This window comes from Dryocola clanedunensis subsp. sulfonylureivorans, from assembly GCF_016756775.1.
Lineage (GTDB): Bacteria > Pseudomonadota > Gammaproteobacteria > Enterobacterales > Enterobacteriaceae > Dryocola > Dryocola clanedunensis.
The window spans coordinates 17664-36165 of sequence record NZ_JAERMU010000028.1 but is presented as its reverse complement, the minus strand read 5'-3'; the positions used below and the strand labels follow the sequence as shown (position 1 = coordinate 36165).

Here is an 18502-nt window from a genome sequence, read left to right as displayed (position 1 = left end):
GCGAAAGACGCTGATGCAACCATCAACCTTTCCCGCGATACACTCAACCGTATTGTGCTGAAAGAAGAGACCTTGCAGCAGGCCAAAGACAAAGGTGACCTGAAAATCACCGGCGACGCGGCTAAACTGGATGAAGTGCTTGGTTATATGGACAAGTTCGAGTTCTGGTTCAATATCGTCAAACCGTAAGCTATTGACCCTGCGACATCTGCCGCAGGGGATTTATTTCAGGTAATCATATGCGTCTATCATACTTACTGATACCTTCATTTTTTTCTCTTGCCTCATCTCACGCAGTTGAAGATTCCGTTTTCCAAGCGGGCTTTTAATAGGCCATGATCGCATGATGAGTTCATTGAGACGGTAACAGAGGACCAGCTAATACCGGAACTTCATTGATAAAAAGAGTTTCTTCAGGATTAGGCGTTATCCTACATATACCAAAAACTCTTCACCATGGCGTTGTTGAATAAATCGAACTTTTGGCCTTAGTCAGGATCACCACACTCCTTGAACCGCCCCGGTTTTTCTGGAGAGTATTTTGCTTGTGTGATCAGGCTGTCACATCCCGGTTGTTCAGTGAAGCGTAATACACTTTTTCTGCCTTCACTGGCGGGATATATCCGGTGCGTTCCATTAATCGGTGATGGTTGTACCAGTCCACCCATTTCAGCGTGGCAAAACAAAAGTTCAAAATCACCAACTAGGCTACATACAACAAGGCTCTTATCAATCGGGGCTCACTGAAATTCTGGCTTGATGAGTCGGCCATTCAGGCCTAGTATGTCGAGCCCGGCACGTCTTCAAGTGGTCGCCCTCAACGTTGTTCTGAGCTCGCTATTTCTACCGTACTGATGCTCAAACGCGTTTTTTGCCTCACGCTGCGCGTCGCGCAGGGGTTTATTAACTCCATTTTTACCTTGATGAAGCCCCCGCTCAGGTGCCAGGATTACTCCTGCGTCAGCAGGCAGGTTAAGTCCGTCAATATTCCGTTTTAAACCCCCACGCGCGGCGAAATTGACAATCTGGTTATCGACTCCACCAGATTAAAAGTCTTCTGTGAAGAGGTGTTGAAGGTGAAAAAACACGGTCATGGCCATGATAATGACATGTGCAGGGATGCCAGAAAGTGTGCAGATTGCCTGAGGAGGCCAGTGACGGGAGGCACTTTTATCTAAATCCGATTTATTCAACAAAGCCATAGCCACCTGCTCGTTCAAGTGATTCTTAACTGAACGGTATTACGCCGATTGGCAGCCTTTAGAAGTCAGCGTTTTTTATTCTTGAATTTTAGTTAAAAAAAACCCGCCAGAGCGGAAATAGGTGGCGGGGGATCAAAAGGTACTTACTAACGATGAATTACATATAAAACACAGCAAGACAAAATTACCACAATAGATTTCATTAGGATATATAGTTTTCTCTGTTTTGAACTTCAGCATATTTAGACATCATACATGTGGTTATATACCAGCATAGTATCCCCGCGAAATCTTTTATCCATTTGAGATTTAAGAAACATCTCATATTCCAGGGGTGACTTCTTTGTATTGCGCAGATTAAATATCCAGAAAAGAAAAACCGCACGGTGAGGGTAATGCTTGTCAGTTAAGCTTTTGAAGGAGGTCGCAACGGATAACGTTGTGGCCTCTTTTTTACGACTCTCGGGTAATGCCGCGCTCTTCTCCCCGATAGTACGAAGCTTGACGCCATGCTCAGTATCTCTGACATTACTCTGGGCAGTTTCCCCGGCGCAACGCCCGGGAGTAAACGCAGGTGGCTGCACAGATCGCCGACTGTTTGAAGCCCATCTCGTAAGGCTCCACACCTTTCAGGCTGTACGCCATCTGCGCCATCATGAAGCGCAATAGATTGTACGCCAGCACTATGCCCCACAGCTCCTGATGTACCCGCTCCGGCTTTTTACTTCGCAGCGTCAGTTCATTATTCAGCAGATGCTGCTTCATCTCCCTGAACCTATGCTCTATTTCCCAGTGATGGCTGTACAGATCCACGATATCGGCTTTCGGATATCTGAGCGGGTCACACATTGACGTCAGTATCTGCACCACCTTGCCGTTCACTTCTTTATTGACCAGCCTGCCGTCAGGGTTTCCGGCGCATCCTGCCACTTCTTTCTCGCCTGTGGTGATAGCTTCAGGCTCACCAGGCTCTGCCCGGCTCCCGGCTTTCTCAACACCTCATACTGTGCCCCTTTGCGTAATGTTTTTCTGTTCCCGATGACTGCCAGCGATGCAGCAGGTCCAGCGCATAGAAGCCTTTATCCATGAGGGTCAGCGAGTGGTCAGGTGTCCGGTCGATAATCTGTGCGACAAGCTCAGCCTCACCACACTCAGAGACACTGTCGAAGGCAACTGCGGACAGCAGGTGGCTTGTCACTTCCATCTGGCAGACCATGCGAAGCTGTGGCCATTCGGACTGCTTATTGACAATGGCCGTGCGGCCGAAGGCGGCATCATTTTCAGGGGTATCCGGGGCCCGCCATAGCGTACCGTCCACGGCCATCAGCGTCAGGCCGTTCCAGTGTGATAGGGATGTTTTGTCGAACATCAGCCGGATAACATCCTTCCCGAGTCGTTGCCGGGCCTGAACAACGGCGCTGGGTGCAACGAAGGGCCTGTTACCGGGCAGGAGAATGTCCATATGAAAGACCAGCTGGCTCATGGAATGAGAGCGAAACAGAGCCATGCCGGTAACTGCCCAGACCATCATCTCCATCGAGAGGTGGCGCTTGCGCAGGGTTACGATACCGGTATCAGTCAGACACTCATCAATCAGCTCAGGAGAAAGCAGGTCTGCAAGAGCCGCAAACTCTTGCGGGGAGAATTTATGGACGGTGTCTAAAGCTTGGCTGAGTAACATAAAAAGAATCCGTAATCTCTCCAGAGATTACGGATTCTTACATAACCACTGGATCGGCATTACACGGGGAGGGCAGCTTAATTATTCCGTTCGGCAGAACACTGGATGAATGCGGTCGTCGGGGTCGATACTCGATGTCCAGTGTTCATGCGAATGCGCTTTCCAGTCACTACAGGCTACCCCATCTTCGCAGACTGGAAAGTTTTTGTTTGGACCGCCACCGGAGCCTCGAACTCCGTACGACAATATTTACATCCTTATTATTGCTCTTCCCGATGAGCTAGTGGCGGATTGATAACTAACTATTTTGCGAGACGAACTAATTAAGTCGCCGATTTGACACGGGACAAACGATACTGTGATGAAACGACAAGCGCAAATCATCAATCCAAAATAAATATCAAAATAGTTAAAATAACGGAATATTGAAATGCCGGGGCTGCCTTCTGCTCTCAGGTACATGAAAACGTACCTGACCAGCATCCCATTGTTTTTTTATATTCACATTTCAAATTATCGATATAGACAGTCACAGGTTGTTGTTGTAATAATTAGCATGTAGTAAGTTCATGGATGCAATAAAAGCGGTTGAATCTCATAAATCGAGAGTTGGAATCCCTTTGATACACCACCGCCCGGTGGTGTCTTTTTTTTTCATCAGCAGATTACATCCCGTCGGTTTATCTGTACGACTTCGACATTCTAGACAGTCAGCACTTTCTGTCCAAATCTTTGCTCCTGCTATACTTACTTAGTACACAGGGAGCATCAGAAGGAAGGTGTATGCGTAAAGTGACTATCGTTGAATATGATAAACGTTGGCCCGAATTGTTTGAGGCCGAAAGTTTGCTGTTGCTGATGATCCTTGGCGAGGTGGTCTTAACGATTCATCATATTGGCAGCACTTCGGTACCCGGTTTGGCAGCAAAACCAGTCATTGATATATTGCTTGAAGTTACTGGCCTACATGAGCTGGACTGCTTGAATGTTGAAATGGAACGTGCCGGATATACTGCGCGTAGCGAAAATGGCATCCCGAATCGAAGGTATTTCACAAAGGGTGGAGATCAACGTAGCCACCAGGTTCATGCTTTCGTCGTGGGCGATAAGCAAATCGTAAAACATCTGGCGTTTCGTTATTATCTGATAAAAAATAAGGACGTCGCAGAACTGTATGCCGACGTTAAGCATGTAGCGGTGCTAGCAAGTGGAAACGATACTCACCGTTATAGCGCTATTCATCAGACACCACGTTGAACTGGCGCTTTCTCAGACAGGAAATCAGGGAAGCCTTCCATCCTGATGTTCGCCCCTCTAAAATATAAATCCCGCTCCACCTGGACAGTCAGGTGGTTCTGTCCATCCATTCGTCAAAGCCAAAAATTTTTGATAGCCTGAATCCACGTACTGTTAAAGGAGAAACTAAATGCTTGATGGGTATTATGATGGTACAGAGACCACAACTCAGCGACAGCGACGAATTGCGCTTCAGGCTGCATTAGAAATTGCCAAGTCATCTGTTAATGCGGGGAATGGTATTTCAGGTGCAAGAACTGAGTATGACCTGCAATCTGTAGCTAAGGAGCTGGAAGCTCTGACAAAAGCCATTCAGTCCATTTTAGATATTGAATAGCTCAAGAATATCACTCTCGGGACGCTCTGAACCGCCGGAAAAGTGTCACTGTTCGCTGTGTGGCACGTTGCTTTCATAATTCGCTCTCCCTTTTGGACATACAGGTTTTTCTGTCCATCAGTTTGATGCGCGTAGCGCATGAGAGGCGTTTGACGCCGGAAGCCCCGCAGCGAAGCGAGGACTCAAAAAGCATTACGGCTTCAGCTGGAATAATCCCCCACACTGCAAAGCCGGGTTTACGGTCAGTCTCTCCAGCGTCCACAAAAAAAGCCACTTTCGCGGCTGTTTGAGCAGTTCGCATATTACTTACGGTAAATTCCCAACAAACGAAGCTAACTTATTATGCTGTCCTTCAGTAATTTCATCACGAAGCAGAGAAGCACTTACAAAACCAATTGCTATGCCTCGATTATAATCATCAGCAGCTCGACCTGATCTCAATTCATCAATCACCGGGGCTAAAGCCCAGCACGCATTGAAGGGCATTTTTTTTAAATTATTGACATATCAGGGGGTAAAAGAGCCAAAAGTTGCTCTGCTGCCTGTTCATTTAGTTGTTGATTCATGATTTTCCATTTCGATCTTAACCGGGTGATAGCAAATATACTCTAAAGAATAGTCGATTACACCTCACTTTAAGTAGTAATAGGCTCGCAATCAGCCAGATGGAATCGCAATCCATTTTGGCTGATTGGAGTCACCACATTGGACATTCAGGTGGTTCTGTCCGTGTTCCACATATAAAAAAAGCCTCCCGGCTTAGCTTTTTAATATTCACATTTTAAATTATCGGCATGGACAATCATCAGGCACTGTAATAATAATGAATGCGTAATAAGTTCCTGAGTTTGATAAAAGTGTTACATGTCCTATAACGAGTAAACTTTATTCCCTTTGACGCACCACCGCCCGGTGGTGTTTTTTTTTAGTCGCACCGCAGCTGGTTTATCCGTATGGCTCTGCTCATCTGGACATTCAGGTTTTTCTGTCTACCTCCGCCGTAATCCCCTATCTTGTGCCTCCGCCAGATGCGACCGCCACCACATATAGTGTTTTCCCCCTGCCCCGCCGCGTTTCCCTGCCCGAAAAATTCCCCTTCAGCCTGGACGCTCCGGCACTATCGGAAAAAATGTCCATTTAGAAAATCTGACGATCGGATTTAATTGCTGCCAGACTAAAAATATCTTCAGCCAGCATTCATACGCCTTACAGCCCGTTACTGATGATAAGCTCCTGCATGCAAAATGTTATATAGGTCACATTTTTAGGTGGCGAGTAAAATCCCCTCTTGCCAATCTATCTACTGGTAGGTAGATTATATTTCAACAGCACGACACACAACAAACCAGTCAAACAGACAACGAGGGTAACAAGATGAAAAAATTAATGATTGCAGCATTCCTGACTTTCCCGGTCATCGCTTTTGCCGCCCAGCCTCAGCAAGGTTCGGTACTGGAAACCCAGGCCGGTGTATTCAATATCAGCGAAGACAGCTCCGGCACTGCATTTGTAACGGGTTCGCTGGCTGATAATCTTGACTACAACGACCAGGCAAGCCTGACGGAAAGTGAAGACATCGCAGTCGTGCTAGTTCCGTCTGTGGCCAATGAGCTGACGCGCAAACAGGCTTCCGAAGCGGTGAAAATCGGCGTGATATCAGCTGACGGCTCCACGCCGGATGATGTGACTGATGCCCTGATGGTAAAAGCTGAAAAACAGGGTGCTTCAGGCTATCTCATTACCAGCGTCAGTACCGACTATCCGTTCTCCGGTACTGCTGCCCTGTACCGTTAATCAACACCTTGAAACCAGGCGAGGACAAGCATCATGAAAAATTTAATACGCGACATTATGGCCATATTCACCCCTGGGCACCGGAGACCGGTCATCATGAAAAGCGGGCTGACGGAAGAAGAGAAGTCGCCGCTCGTCCCGGTCAGGACGCTATCGATTGACTGGGTGGCATCGGCCGACGAGCTGGAGCGTGAGGCCGTTCGTGAGACGCTTGAAGCAGGGGCAGCAGGGTATCTGCTCTCCGGCCTCGAACAGACACAGTTCATTCATGCCCGGGCCACGCTCTATTCACAACCGAATGACCATCATTCCTGAAGGAAGAGATAATGAATAAAACGATGAAAATGAGAATGTACGCGTTAATGCGCAAAGCCAGAAGGTTGCTTGCCGGCGCATCAGGTAAAAGGCCTGAGCGTCCAATGACAGAGCGTCCCCCGCAGGCCGTGCGACGTTCATCAGTCAGTCACTCAGCATGAACCGGGTTCTTCTGGCACTGTTGCAAACAGGATCGTAAGCCAGGCCCCGAAGCTGTTTGCAACAGTGCTATCTGAACACCACATCTGCCCACATAACTTTTTACCCTCGCAGCGGCGCCCGGTAGTTTCTGACTCCGGGCGTTTCTGCGTATGAAACTAAACGCTCCCAATCGGTGGCATAAACCAGCTTTGCAGAGCCTCATGATCATATTCGGTATAGCGCCAATTCTGCCGAACCGCTCCGCCCTGCCGCTTCGTTCGGATTTTCTGTCGGATTTATTTTTTCCGATGATTTTTATAAGCGCCTGTTTTTACTTATTTCACACAGTAGGCGCCAGGCGCTGCACGACGCTGGTCAGCTGCGACCGACGCGAGTGCGTTGCCGGGAGTTGTGCAAATAAACTGAACGTGCCGGAGCGTGCCTATGAAACGCAATATAGTGGGGTGGATATCCGTGGCGATTCATTCAGAGCAACGAAGATTAAAGATAATCCAAGGCTTGCATGGAGTATCGGGAGGTATTGAAAAGCAATAGATAGCTCTGAACAAATTGAATGTCTTAGAGGGACACTCTAGAAATGGGAAACACCCCAAGTTGGGGTATCACCGACTTATGGGAAATACCTCAATTTCACGCAGATTTATCAAGGATCGTAAAAATCAGTTTCCCACAGCCATCCTGTGTCATGGATGCTTTAAGTGGTGTACTTTCGTTGATGTTTTTTAGCGCTGGATTCAAAAATGTACGCTTCATCTCAGCCATGTTTGACCGTTGGGAAGCCGGTAACATAAAGCGCTCAGACAACCATTCTGGAGTGGTAATCCAGATGCCAGATTGTCTGAACTGGCAAAGGCTTTCGTACAAGCGTATGACTTTGACGCTTTTAAGTTTCCCACAATCGTATAAAGAGTATGTCGTGAACTGGCTGGTTAACCCCATCAGGTATGGCATAACTTTATAGTTAAACTCCAATTGCCATTTTCCACGTCCGCGTTTCAATCCAGCTTCAGCGAGCCATGGCCGCTTAACCTCTTCAAAATCACCATCTTTTGGATAAAAGGTCACATTGCTATCAGCCAGTATACTCACGCCTTTTTTAACATCACCTGAAGCCGTATCTACACCGACCTTAAAAAATTTCTGATAGTCGGCTACTGTGATTGTAAAGATAGGTGACTCGTCTTCAGGATTCTCTTTATTGAAATAGCATTGCATTAGACATAACCACAACACCCGTTTAGCCTGCAATGGCAGATGGTATGCCGCTTCGGTTAACTCGTTCGATTGGCTGATATTTACAGCCTTTTTAACTGGAGTTGCAGTAGTCATTTTTTGTATGGGGAAAATTAAGAGTACCCACATCATGGCATGAGATATCTATTCCAGCAAGTACAAACAGTAACTTATGCACAGGCCTAGTATACCAATCATAACTTGGGGTGTTTCCCATAATAACTTGTGGTGATTCCCATACAATGTTGGTGCATTCCCCATAAATACCCTGGGTCTTTCCCATCGATACTTGGGTTATTTCCCATAGCATCCAGTCTACAGGCCTTGCCTACCAAGGCTTTCAGCGTACCTAAAAGGTTTTAAAAAGAGGAAAACATATAAAAAATCTTTAAAAATCATCTCTGTGGATATGTTTATAAATCTAAAAGATAGTTGGTCTATTTCCCATAAAACCTGTTTTATCTGGAACTTAAGAGTGGCCCTGCATCATGTGAGAACCCTTAACTTTCGCTTCCTCGTACTCATTCACAAAAGCCGAATGAGTACTGCGGCGAGCGCTACTGTTTTAAAACCATTGTAGTCTGTAGAACTTGGCCTATTTCCCATAGAGAAGCTTTCAAACTTGGGCTATCCCCCATGTTGGTAAACTAGGGGCATTTCCCATACGTCCAACCTATTTAGCAAACTTGGTCTATTTCCCATAGTGCTGCAATTCACAATTTATTATTCTTTTCTTGCATCATGAAGGTTTTTAGACAAAATGATAAAAAACATCATGAGGTGACAAATGGAAAATATTGAACAGTTGAGGAAAGTAGGTGCTCGAGCGGGCAAACTGTTGACATCTCTAAGTGACAGTATCCGCATACAGAAAGAAGAACTTCAGCTTACAGAATTTTATCAAGAGTACAGTAAAGCATCATTGTATAAGCTACCAAAGCTGAGCAAAGGTAGCGTTGAGTATGCTGTTGCTGAGATGGAAGCGAATGGGTACGTTTTCAAAAAAAAACCATCCGGCAACACAATGAAATATGCGATGACTATCCAGAATGTTATCGATCTTTACTTTCATCGCAACGTGCCTAAATATCGTGACCGTTTTAAAAAAGCGTTTACAATTTATGTATGTAGCCTAAAAGGCGGTGGGTCTAAAACTGTATCCACAGCATCTCTATCCCATGGATTCCGGGCTCATCCGCAATTACTTTTCGAAGATCTCCGTATTCTCGCTATCGATTTTGATCCGCAAGCATCGTTAACTATGTTCCTGAGTCATGAGAATTCTGTGGGTTTAGTAGAGACTACAGCTGCACAAGCTATGCTGCAGAATGTGTCTCGTGAAGAACTACTGTCAGATTACATCGTACCATCCATTATTCCTGGTGTTGATGTCATCCCCGCATCTATTGATGATGCGTTTTTAGCTGAAGGCTGGAAGGGTTTATGTGAGGAGTACTTGCCTGGTCAGAATATCCATGCAGTGCTTAAAGAGAATCTCATTGATAAATTAAAATACGATTACGACTTCATTTTTGTTGATAGCGGTCCCCATTTAGACGCTTTTCTAAAAAACTGCATTGCTGCGGCAGACTTGATGTTTACTCCCCTTCCCCCTGCCACAGTTGATTTCCATTCTTCACTGAAGTTTGTTGCCAGCCTGCCAGCTCTTATTGATTCCATAGAAGCCGATGGTCACAAATGTAACTTGATTGGAAATATAGGTTTTATGTCGAAAATGGTTAACAAACCAGACCACAAAATCTGTCATAGCCAGGCAAAAGAAGTATTTGGAGCCGATATGCTTGATATTGTATTACCGCGTTTGGATGGCTTTGAAAGATGCGGAGAAACATTTGATACCGTTATTTCAGCTAACCCTGCCACTTATGATGGCAGCTCAGAAGCACTCAAAAGTGCTAAATCAGCGGCAGAAGATTTTGCGAAAGCTGTATTTGACCGCATTGAGTTTATTCGTACAAACGGAGGTTTATGATGTCTAGGGAACCGAGAAAAACGATCGGTCGACAACTCAATTCTCAGGCTTCAATCGTTGAGGGGACTGATGTTGAACGGAGTCAGATCTTCACCTTAAAAAATGGACGTAAAGTAACTTTCAAATTTATTCGGGTACCAAGTTCTGAGGTTGAAGCGACTACTTTCGTGAATCAGGATACCAACGGTAGAGATCAGTTGGCTTTAACCAAAGAGTCACTGAAATCAATTATAAAGACGATTAAATTTCAGCAGTTCTTTGCGTGTATTGGTGTTCAGAAGGGAGAGCGTATTGAGATACTTGACGGCTCCAGACGCCGTGCGTCCGCGATTATTGTCCACACTGGCCTTGACGTCATGGTTACCAATGAACATTTGTCTGCTGAAGAAGCTCGTCAGTTGGCCAAAGATATTCAGACAGCGAAGGAACATAATCTGCGTGAAATCGGATTGAGATTACTGGGGTTAAAAGAATCAGGTCTTAACCAAAAGGACATAGCTGAAACTGAGGGAATGTCTCAAGCAAAAGTAACTCGAGCTATGCAAGCAGCTGCCGTCCCGCAGGAGTTGATTTTGTTATTCCCGGTCCAATCCGAATTGTCTTTCTCAGATTATAAATCTCTCTTAGAAATCAGTGAAAATCTGAGTATTAAGGATATTTCTTCGCAGCAATTAGTTGAGAGCCTCTCTGAGGAACTAGATGTGATCATTAGTGATGATCGCAATGCTGATGATGAGCAAAAGGCCCGGATACTTAAACTTATTTCAAAGGCATCTAATACCTTAATTTCTAAGCCACCTAAAGATAGGTCAATTGTATCATCGCTTTGGTCTTTCGATGAAAAAGACAAGTTTGCACGTAAACGAATTAAGGGGCGTACTCTCACATATGAGTTTAACCGCATGCCAAAAGAGTTACAGGACGAGCTGGATAAGGCGATCGGCGAAGTCCTGAATCGTAATTTGTCTCAATAGTTTCGCCATGGCGATTTCACTACTAACTTATTGTTTATGATGAAATTCGTTAGGGAATTTCATAGTGAAATCGCCAAGCTTGATGTGACTTTAAACCATCACTTGTTTAACTGGCTAAATACGTCCCCTTTTTTGAAACTTAGCTTAAGGTAGCTGAAGGGATATCTTTCCAGCTTGTTGTATATGCAGATGAGAGCATCTCACGTTTCATATTCCATTCTGGTGCAATCCTTCTACCTGCAAACCACACTTTCCCCAGGCTGGAGTGGTTGATGCCGTCCAAGACTTTCATAAGTTCATCACAGGCCGGGCGAGTCTGAACTTCATCAAACAGGTTCAGCTGCGAAAGGCCGGTGGGAGAGAAATCGTTAAGCATGTACCCGCCTTCGCGTACCGGTACCCGTCTATCCAGATGCGGTCCAGAGACTTCAGAGCTGCAGCGATAATGTCGCGAGTATCCCGGGTTGGTGTGTTAAGTTTCTCACCGGCCTGGTTGCCGTAGTATGTTTCGTTCACGGCGAACAGCGATGTTTTGATGAATACGGAGATATGGCAGCAGAACTAGCGCTCCTCTCTGAGCTTTTCTGCAGCCCGCTCGGCTACTGGCAGACAGCCTGGCGCATCGACTCATGCTCGACGATACGTTCACCGAACGAGCGGCCACAGACAATCTGCTGTTTAGCCGGCGACGTTTCTTCGAAACTGATGCAGGACTCTCCGTTCAGTTCCCGTACGGTACGCTCCATAATGACATTGAAATTTTTCCTGATGACGGTCGGATTCGTATGCGCCAGTTGCTGTGCTGTTGTGATGCCCATTGTATTGATCTTTTTCGAGATGCGACGTCCGACACCCCAGATTTCCCCGACCAGCTGAATGGACTGAATTTTTTATGTACGAACCTTGTTACCCCCGGGTGAGCGCCAGCACGCTTTTGAACTGTGGCCACTCTTTGGAAGCCCATTGTGCTGATATCATCAGTTAAGGCCAGCGCCCGTCCATCGCGATCTGATATCACCGTTATATAGCGATGTCTTTTTTTAAATGTGATCTCATCTATATTTATATAGCGGGCGGATAATGGCTTTTCTATGCGGGCAAGGCCTCGCTTAACTGCCCGGATCATTATGCCGTCAATCGCATTACAGCTGAGCTTAAGGTGTTTCCTGACAGTATCAACGGTGCTGATTTTCAACCATGAGAGAACGAACGATTCGAACAGCTGCGTATACCGGCTGTCAGTCCCCACCCACGGAGCAGGCATGGTCTGGCATTCATGCTATGGACACATAATACGAGGAACATCGGTTTCGACGAGCGTGTCGAACTGGCAGGTATCAAGGTGACGCCATTTGCGATGACTGTGACCGTGAACAGAACAGGATTTACCGCAGATCGAACAGGTTAACTGAGAGTGTTTAGCGCTCCCGACAGTAACAGAACCGGCATTGTCATCAAAAGGAAGTGATTTTACCTACCACGGAGCGGACAGGTTGAGTATATGAGCATAGAGGGGTTTTTTGTCCATAAGAGCATGCCGGATTAAAAATTAGACATCCAGAATACTCACACATTCTTCTGGCACCCACCCATATTCTCCTGAGTTTCTGAGCGCCCAGTACCAACCATTAAGATATTTTATAACAGTAATTTTCTCGCTGGATCTGACTGATAATTCATGCGCTGTTTAGTCTTCAAGGCAAATAACTTCGTTGGCGCTAAAGGGAGCAAATATTTGTTGCGGAGCCCATCCGGCTTTGCCGGAGGGAAGCGTTACCCATACCCAGCCGTGATATTCAAGATCACAATGGCTAATAACAGCAGTATTGGTTTCCTTTATAGATATGGGGTCAGGAAAAGCAGAAGTGTAATCTCTGGTGACAATAGCAGCATTATTCAAGTGTTCTCCTCCTGTTGTTAGGTAAACAGGAAAATCCTACAACAGCCACCACGGCAGGGGAAGACCCGTGTATATACAGTTTTATTTATTGTTTTTGCACCGTTGCAAGCGTTATATGCAGGGTTTCCGGTAGTTTCCAGTTCTTGCGTGAAAAATCGTCAGATAAGTTATCCACATTTTCAGTGGAGAAGTCTGTGGATTACCATGTAGATCTTTTTCAGGAGGTCATTAGGCCGCACCTGGTGCGGCGTCCGGACGCGGGCATCGCATGTCAGGTAAATTCGTCAGCCGGGATAATGCCTTCCCGGACGACTGCTGTTGCCTCTTCGCCGCTGATGTCATGAAGCAGCCAGTGCCTTGCTGCCTTCTTGCGTCATCACCAACGGGCGACGGTCATGGATCTCAGCCAATTCCCCATCTGCGTTTGCGGTGAGCTGCACAAAGCCCTCGGTTTTATCACCTCGTTCAAACGGCGCGCTGCCTATGGCGGCGAAAAACAGGGGCTGCCAGTTTTCTCTGTAAATCATAAAGGGCTGCTTTGTACTGCCTTCTTTTTTCCATTCATACCACGCATCGGCAAAAGCGATAGCCCGGCCATGCTCGCACAGTGATGTAAACTCGGGCTGGATGTGGGCGTTTCGATACGCGCATTGATGAGCTGCTTTTTATCCCACCACTACGGGGCGGGGCATAGGACCACATCACTGGATCGAGATGCCATGTTGTATCCCTTTCGCTAAGGAGCAGCACCTCAAAGCCGGGCTTGACGTTAAACCTGCCAATTGGCGTCGGGTCGCAGAGAATATCCAGCATTGCCTCATCAGCAAGCCAGCTCAGGCACTCTTCTCGCTTGTTGTACTGCGTAAACCTTCCGCACATAGCGCCTCCCTGAATGTCTTTAAAGCGTAGTTCAGGGTTGCATAGAGATGGCGATTAGTTTCTTTTTTGCATCAAAAAAATCTCTTTTATTTCTCAGTTAATTCTCAGTTTAATGTCTAATTTGGTTCATTAACGCTCTTTTTTACGCTATAATCTCAATTTAATCTCTTATTTATCTCATTTGTGGATGTTTTTATTCTCAATGAGAGCCGCTAACTAACAGGTAATAATGATGAAAGTTTTTATTGATGACGGATCAACGAATATCAAACTGCAGTGGAAGGACACGGATGGGTCATCTCGCCAGGCGATCAGTCCGAACAGCTTCAAGCGGGAATGGGCAGTTGCGTTTGGCAATCAGCAAGCCTTCAACTACGCCCTGAATGGCGAACATTATTCCTTTGATGCCATCAGCCCGGATGCCGTTGTCACGACGAACGTGGCTTGGCAGTACAGTGATGTAAACGTCATTGCGGTTCATCATGCGCTACTGAACTCTGGCCTTACGCCGCAGGAAGTGGATATCGTCGTCACGCTGCCCCTGGCTGAGTATTATGATAAAAATAACCAGCCTGATGTGGCCAATATCAAACGTAAGAAGGATAACCTTCTGCGGCCGGTTGAGCTGAACGGCGGCCGGACATTTTCCATTCGCCAGGTTGAGGTGATGCCTGAATCTATCCCTGCCGGCTTTGAAGTCGTCACGCAGCTGGACGCGCTGGATTCACTGCTGATTATCGATCTGGGCGGGACTACGCTTGATATTTCTCAGGTGATGGGAAAAATGCGCGGGATCTCGCGTATTTTTGGTGATTCGTCACTGGGGGTTTCGCTGATGACCGGCGCGGTGAAAGAAGCACTCTCCGTGGCCCGGACAAAAGGGAGCAGCTACCTGGCCGACGATATTATCATTCATCGTAACGATGACGCTTACTTGGCTTCACGCATAAATGATACCTCCCGTATAGCTCTGGTCCGTGAGGCCATGACTGAAGCCCATTCCAGGTTGGTGAATCGCGTGATTGAAGCGGTCAGCCGCTTTGAGGGATACTCTCATGTGATGGTCATTGGTGGCGGTGCCGAACTCATTGCTGATGCTGTCAGAAAACACTGTGCGGTTCGGGATGAGCGTTTTTACATGACAGGTTCCTCACAGTACGATCTCGTCAATGGTATGTACCTCATCGGATAATGACTATGGATACGCGACGCAAGATAACGTTTTACCTGAATCCCGAAACCAATGAAGCGGACCGCTTCGTCTGTCAGCAAACGGACGACACGCCCCAGGGGGAAAGGGGTCGCTTATGGCGCGCTGCGTTACTGACGGGGTTTGCGTTTGGAAAACAGGATCCGCGGCTGCCGTTTCTGTTCAGCGAGCTACTGAACAGGGATACCTCGTTTGATGATTTACTTCAGCTGCTGAAGACGGTCTATCCGCGTGAAACAGAAGCGCTGCTGAAGGGGCAGAAAACGATGCCGTTGCGGGCTTCAGAGCCGGTGCCAGCACCCGGCTCGTCAGAGGAAGAAACCCGGGCGAATGCCCGGGGACTGTTTGACGGTCCGAAGCATGGGTGAGCTAAGTAAACACGGGCGGGCTGTGCGCCTGTTTCTGTGGCAGTCAGCGGTTAAATAACCTGCTGTCCAGGCGGAACTGATCTGATCCTGACGGGGTATAACGTCCTGGCTTCTCCTTCGTCCGGACCCAGGGCATGCAAACTGGCATCCGGGCAGGCGGACATAAACAGAGCCAGCAGGCTGTCTCCGCCCTTCAGGTGCACTCCCATGACGCAGGAACAAACCCAATAAGGATGCCGGGCGTCTTGCCCGGTCCCGTCACTCCCCCGGCCACCGTGTCCAGGCACGCGGCGCTGCGGCCTCCTTCCGGTTGTTGACCCCGCGCCTGATGCTGCGGGTCACCGGTCTGCATGGCCAGCACTTCCCGGCTACAAGAAAAGGGGAGGACGCACCAGAAGGAAGCCACCATGTACCGCACATTTACCGACGCGCTCATTCATACCCGGGCAAAAACTATCCTGAGGCAGCGCCTGTGGCCTGAAACTCTGGAGCTGGAGTTTGCCCTGCAGCACTGCCAGGGCGACGGCGTGATGTTTACGGGCGTACTGACGACGGAGGATCTACTGCGCATTCTTCCCCACATGCACACCCTGACGGTTACGGTGAGCCGGACGCTACAGCGTATTGTCAGCGAGCATGGTGTCACCGTGCGGCTGTCGCGTAATACCTGGCGATACAGCCATTCCGACTGCGCCACGCTGTCCGTGGATGCGTTTCCCGAAGATGGAGGCCCGGAGGAAGAGCTGCTGTTTAACGCGCTTCAGCGTGAGTACGACGCCATTTGTCATAAGGTGGAGGCGGCTGGATACCTGCTGACCGATGGCACGTTTCCTCAGGAAGTGGGTGAAGTTTTGCTGTCCCGTCATACGGAAAATATCGAGCTGAGAATAGTGGCTGTTTATCCGGAAGAGTGCGGCTGTTGCGATACGGAAAGTGAGTGGCTGAATGAATATATTGACCACATTTTACAGCATAAACGCCGGGTTCTTTGCCTGCGATTTGAAGTGTATTGCGACGGGGAAAAAATGGCGGAGAGCTGGACGAGCGAGACGGTTATCACCCCGGGGGAGCCTGTCAGAAAATGGCTTTCGCTCGATGAAATCAGCTATGTCGCAAGCTCGGCGCGCAGCGCTATTGAGGTGCGGGCCGCTGCATTCCGGTCGTTCCTGAAAGCCGCCTGATCGCCGGTACACTAACAATTTTCCAGCCGGGCGCGTTGCGTCCGGTTAACGTTGAAAGCATCCGGAAAACCGATTGTCAGGGCCTGAAATGGGTACGCTAAATGTGGATGAAATATCACAAAAACGTCTGATTTTTAGGGGGTTTTTGTTGGGTTTTCTTGGTCAGGGCAGTGCGGATGGCGGTATAATGACCGTGGCGCTTGAGGCTTTTTGCCTCATGTGACCGGCAGAAATGCTGATTTGCTGTGAGGCAGAAAGAGAAAAAGCCCCGAGTAATTTTTCAATTAACCCGAGGCTCGATCTGTATGCCTGAACAACATCAGATTAGCCGCTTATCCGCTGAAAGGCAAGGAGAAGAAGCTATGAAACTGCCGCGAAACGCCCTGATCTGGTGCGTATTAATCGTGTGTGTAACGCTGTTAATATTCACATTTCTGACCCGGAAATCGCTCTGCGAAATCCGCTATAAGGACGGAAGCAGGGAGGTTGCGGCATTTCTAGACTACGAATCTGATAGGTAGCGACCTGGAGCGGGGGACAACCCCCGCTTTTCAGGACTGAGGATGTCAGACATGACCGCAAGCGCCTCATGAAGGGCTGTCCGGGGTACCTGTTGGGGGGAACCGGGCGGCCCTTTTTCCCTTCAGGGGATAGCTTTCCGACGCTGCGGTTTTGTCATCCCTGGATTTTGCAGGCTGTACCGAGGGTACAGCCCGATAAGGATACCCGCGCTGCGGGCCTTTAACCGCCAGACCCTTCCATGCCTCCCGCTGTTTTCTGAGTCCGTTATCTCCTGCCATCGCTTAGACAGTTGCACCGTGCCGGCAAAATTCAAGCCGCCGGCTGCGGCACCCGTTCGCACGCCCTCCTGACGTCGGTCGCTTGCGCTGCGGCTTTGCATCCGGGACTGGATTTTTGCCCGGTGGTCCGTTGCGGCCTGTCGCTCATGGCGGGAGACAACGACCCGCCCCTGAAAAGGGGAAGACACCGGAAGAAAGCCGGTTGACCCCGGGAATCATCATTTGAGGAGGCAACATGCAAGACCGTACTATGGTTAAAAATCTCCTGCAGTACATGACCGACAAGATTCTGACGTCGTCGCCGGAATTTGCCGCAGCGCTTGAGCATTTTTCGATTACCACTACCTGGCAGGGTGAAACACCTCGCGGGCTTGATGAGCGCGACCGGGCCTTTTTTGTGGATGTGTTTTCCCCGGATGCTCCGACCGGAGAGCGTCACACCTTCAGCTCGCAGGAAGAGGCCGACGCCTATGCTGCAGCGCGCCGCGAGGAGACAGGCGCGCGCGAAAAGACCCCGTTGCGCACGGCGCTCAACGAACTGGCGAGGCAGGACAGCGAGATGCTGAGCGATGTGACTGAGGACAACAGCCGTCGGGCATCGGTCGGTGCCATGGCGGTGCTGACCTTTCTTGACCATGAAAATGCCGATGAATGGGATCCGCTTTCCGTGATGACTGACCTGGCGGCGGATTTGTGGCACCTCATCAATATTCTGAGCGAGGCCGGGGTGCTGGAGAGTTCTGTTTGGTCGGACAGCCCCTTTGAACGCGGGCTGCGCCACTTTGAAGCCGAATGTCTGGGCTGCGATTTCTGATTCATGAAATACCCCCGGAAGGGGGTGTTCAGGGAGTGATTATGTTGAGTGTTCCCGCCGGTGCCATCCCGGTCATAACGCAGCCCGACGCTTTGGATAGCAGCCCGTATTCGCGCAGTATCTCCGATGACGATCTGTGCGCCTGGTGTCAGCATCTCGCATACCGGCCCGGTGACGAGAGCCTGTGTGCGCTGCAGTCTGAAGGTCACTGGCCTGCCAGCGTCGATGAAAACGGCTATGCGCAGCGTTGTCTAGACGTCATTTTTTGCCATGGCGCAGCTGCCTGACGCCTGCGACTGACAGACACCGGCATTGAGCCGGTTTCTGCCAGTTCTGCGCAGCGGCCTTTCCGGCCACGCTATC

The 18502-nt window shown here is 48.5% G+C and carries 15 protein-coding genes and 8 pseudogenes; 15 read left to right on the top strand and 8 right to left on the bottom strand.

All coding sequences use genetic code 11. The features are described from left to right. Nucleotides 1–189 (top strand): alkyl sulfatase C-terminal domain-containing protein (locus tag HYQ67_RS20880; RefSeq protein WP_202307237.1); only part of this gene is annotated, 189 nt, incomplete at its 5' end. Nucleotides 190–553: 364 nt separating this feature from the next. Here HYQ67_RS20880 and HYQ67_RS24080 read toward each other — a convergent pair. Further along, nucleotides 554–679 (bottom strand): annotated as a pseudogene (locus tag HYQ67_RS24080) (IS3 family transposase); the annotation flags it as partial. A 49-nt stretch (nt 680–728) separates the two neighbouring features. Here HYQ67_RS24080 and HYQ67_RS20875 point away from each other — a divergent pair. Next, nucleotides 729–1091, top strand: a pseudogene (locus HYQ67_RS20875) (transposase); the annotation flags it as partial. Between the two features lie 517 nt (nt 1092–1608). Here HYQ67_RS20875 and HYQ67_RS20870 read toward each other — a convergent pair. Then, nucleotides 1609–2883, bottom strand: a pseudogene (locus HYQ67_RS20870) (IS4 family transposase). A 783-nt stretch (nt 2884–3666) separates the two neighbouring features. Here HYQ67_RS20870 and HYQ67_RS20865 point away from each other — a divergent pair. The 4 genes and pseudogenes from HYQ67_RS20865 (at nt 3667) to HYQ67_RS20850 (ending at nt 6625) form a co-directional block, all read left to right on the top strand. Then, nucleotides 3667–4186, top strand: a pseudogene (locus HYQ67_RS20865) (GrpB family protein). 123 nt (nt 4187–4309) lie between these two features. Next, nucleotides 4310–4516: a hypothetical protein gene (locus HYQ67_RS20860; protein WP_202307226.1), complete on the top strand. Its 207-nt coding sequence runs from the start codon at nt 4310–4312 to the stop codon at nt 4514–4516. A gap of 1374 nt (nt 4517–5890) precedes the next feature. Continuing rightward, on the top strand, nt 5891–6310 hold the full coding sequence (locus HYQ67_RS20855) for a YdgH/BhsA/McbA family protein (protein WP_202307224.1): 420 nt from the start codon (nt 5891–5893) through the stop codon (nt 6308–6310). Between the two features lie 33 nt (nt 6311–6343). Further along, entirely contained in the window at nt 6344–6625 is a 282-nt protein-coding gene (locus HYQ67_RS20850) for a DUF1471 domain-containing protein (protein WP_202307222.1), read from the top strand. Between the two features lie 792 nt (nt 6626–7417). Here HYQ67_RS20850 and HYQ67_RS20845 read toward each other — a convergent pair. After that, the gene (locus HYQ67_RS20845) at nt 7418–8152 is read right to left on the bottom strand and encodes a replication initiation protein (RefSeq protein WP_431355456.1); all 735 of its coding nucleotides are present in this window, start codon (nt 8150–8152) and stop codon (nt 7418–7420) included. A gap of 655 nt (nt 8153–8807) precedes the next feature. Between HYQ67_RS20845 and HYQ67_RS20840 the strand changes: the two genes are divergently transcribed. Together HYQ67_RS20840 and HYQ67_RS20835 are read left to right on the top strand one after the other, a co-directional pair. Further along, a complete protein-coding gene (locus tag HYQ67_RS20840) occupies nt 8808–10013 on the top strand; it encodes an AAA family ATPase (protein ID WP_202307220.1) in 1206 nt (401 codons plus the stop codon). Further along, on the top strand, nt 10010–10987 hold the full coding sequence (locus tag HYQ67_RS20835; RefSeq protein ID WP_237391369.1) for a ParB family protein: 978 nt from the start codon (nt 10010–10012) through the stop codon (nt 10985–10987). Before HYQ67_RS20840 ends, HYQ67_RS20835 begins: the two co-directional genes overlap by 4 nt. A 139-nt stretch (nt 10988–11126) precedes the next feature. Here HYQ67_RS20835 and umuC read toward each other — a convergent pair. From umuC to HYQ67_RS20815, 5 genes and pseudogenes are all read right to left on the bottom strand, one after another. Beyond that, a pseudogene (umuC, locus tag HYQ67_RS20830) lies at nt 11127–11959 on the bottom strand (translesion error-prone DNA polymerase V subunit UmuC); the annotation flags it as partial. Beyond that, nucleotides 11952–12515, bottom strand: a pseudogene (locus HYQ67_RS20825) (transposase family protein); the annotation flags it as partial. The pseudogenes umuC and HYQ67_RS20825, both read right to left, overlap by 8 nt. A 21-nt stretch (nt 12516–12536) precedes the next feature. Continuing rightward, nucleotides 12537–12659, bottom strand: a pseudogene (locus tag HYQ67_RS24075) (SH3 domain-containing protein); the annotation flags it as partial. A gap of 15 nt (nt 12660–12674) precedes the next feature. Next, nucleotides 12675–12887: an SH3 domain-containing protein gene (locus HYQ67_RS24070; protein ID WP_237391368.1), complete on the bottom strand. Its 213-nt coding sequence runs from the start codon at nt 12885–12887 to the stop codon at nt 12675–12677. Nucleotides 12888–13164: 277 nt separating this feature from the next. After that, nucleotides 13165–13766: pseudogene (locus tag HYQ67_RS20815) on the bottom strand (SOS response-associated peptidase family protein); the annotation flags it as partial. A 232-nt stretch (nt 13767–13998) separates the two neighbouring features. On the opposite strand from HYQ67_RS20815, the gene HYQ67_RS20810 reads away from it, so the two are divergent. From HYQ67_RS20810 to HYQ67_RS20785, 7 genes are all read left to right on the top strand, one after another. Further along, a complete protein-coding gene (locus HYQ67_RS20810; RefSeq protein WP_202307241.1) occupies nt 13999–14958 on the top strand; it encodes a plasmid segregation protein ParM in 960 nt (319 codons plus the stop codon). Nucleotides 14959–14963: 5 nt separating this feature from the next. Next, on the top strand, nt 14964–15344 hold the full coding sequence (locus tag HYQ67_RS20805; protein ID WP_202307219.1) for a plasmid partitioning/stability family protein: 381 nt from the start codon (nt 14964–14966) through the stop codon (nt 15342–15344). Nucleotides 15345–15751: 407 nt separating this feature from the next. Continuing rightward, nucleotides 15752–16525, top strand: a complete 774-nt coding sequence (locus HYQ67_RS20800) for a hypothetical protein (protein ID WP_202307218.1) — start codon at nt 15752–15754, stop codon at nt 16523–16525. 88 nt (nt 16526–16613) lie between these two features. Beyond that, nucleotides 16614–16748, top strand: coding sequence for a hypothetical protein (locus HYQ67_RS24215; RefSeq protein WP_272929781.1), 135 nt, complete (start codon nt 16614–16616; stop codon nt 16746–16748). 181 nt (nt 16749–16929) lie between these two features. After that, complete coding sequence (locus HYQ67_RS20795) at nt 16930–17046, top strand: type I toxin-antitoxin system Hok family toxin (RefSeq protein ID WP_348519223.1); 117 nt, start codon at nt 16930–16932, stop codon at nt 17044–17046. Nucleotides 17047–17560: 514 nt separating this feature from the next. Then, on the top strand, nt 17561–18139 hold the full coding sequence (locus HYQ67_RS20790; RefSeq protein WP_202307215.1) for a hypothetical protein: 579 nt from the start codon (nt 17561–17563) through the stop codon (nt 18137–18139). Nucleotides 18140–18180: 41 nt separating this feature from the next. Beyond that, on the top strand, nt 18181–18426 hold the full coding sequence (locus HYQ67_RS20785) for a hypothetical protein (protein WP_202307213.1): 246 nt from the start codon (nt 18181–18183) through the stop codon (nt 18424–18426). Nucleotides 18427–18502 lie beyond the last annotated feature (76 nt).

Bases quoted from the DNA above. Each gene is read 5' to 3' on its own strand.
- HYQ67_RS20860 (WP_202307226.1), top strand. From the start codon at position 4,310: ATGCTTGATGGGTATTATGATGGTACAGAGACCACAACTCAGCGACAG.
- HYQ67_RS20855 (WP_202307224.1), top strand. From the start codon at position 5,891: ATGAAAAAATTAATGATTGCAGCATTCCTGACTTTCCCGGTCATCGCT.
- HYQ67_RS20850 (WP_202307222.1), top strand. From the start codon at position 6,344: ATGAAAAATTTAATACGCGACATTATGGCCATATTCACCCCTGGGCAC.
- HYQ67_RS20845 (WP_431355456.1), bottom strand. From the start codon at position 8,152: ATGATGTGGGTACTCTTAATTTTCCCCATACAAAAAATGACTACTGCA.
- HYQ67_RS20840 (WP_202307220.1), top strand. From the start codon at position 8,808: ATGGAAAATATTGAACAGTTGAGGAAAGTAGGTGCTCGAGCGGGCAAA.
- HYQ67_RS20835 (WP_237391369.1), top strand. From the start codon at position 10,010: ATGATGTCTAGGGAACCGAGAAAAACGATCGGTCGACAACTCAATTCT.
- HYQ67_RS20810 (WP_202307241.1), top strand. From the start codon at position 13,999: ATGAAAGTTTTTATTGATGACGGATCAACGAATATCAAACTGCAGTGG.
- HYQ67_RS20805 (WP_202307219.1), top strand. From the start codon at position 14,964: ATGGATACGCGACGCAAGATAACGTTTTACCTGAATCCCGAAACCAAT.
- HYQ67_RS20800 (WP_202307218.1), top strand. From the start codon at position 15,752: ATGTACCGCACATTTACCGACGCGCTCATTCATACCCGGGCAAAAACT.
- HYQ67_RS24215 (WP_272929781.1), top strand. From the start codon at position 16,614: ATGGGTACGCTAAATGTGGATGAAATATCACAAAAACGTCTGATTTTT.
- HYQ67_RS20790 (WP_202307215.1), top strand. From the start codon at position 17,561: ATGCAAGACCGTACTATGGTTAAAAATCTCCTGCAGTACATGACCGAC.
- HYQ67_RS20785 (WP_202307213.1), top strand. From the start codon at position 18,181: ATGTTGAGTGTTCCCGCCGGTGCCATCCCGGTCATAACGCAGCCCGAC.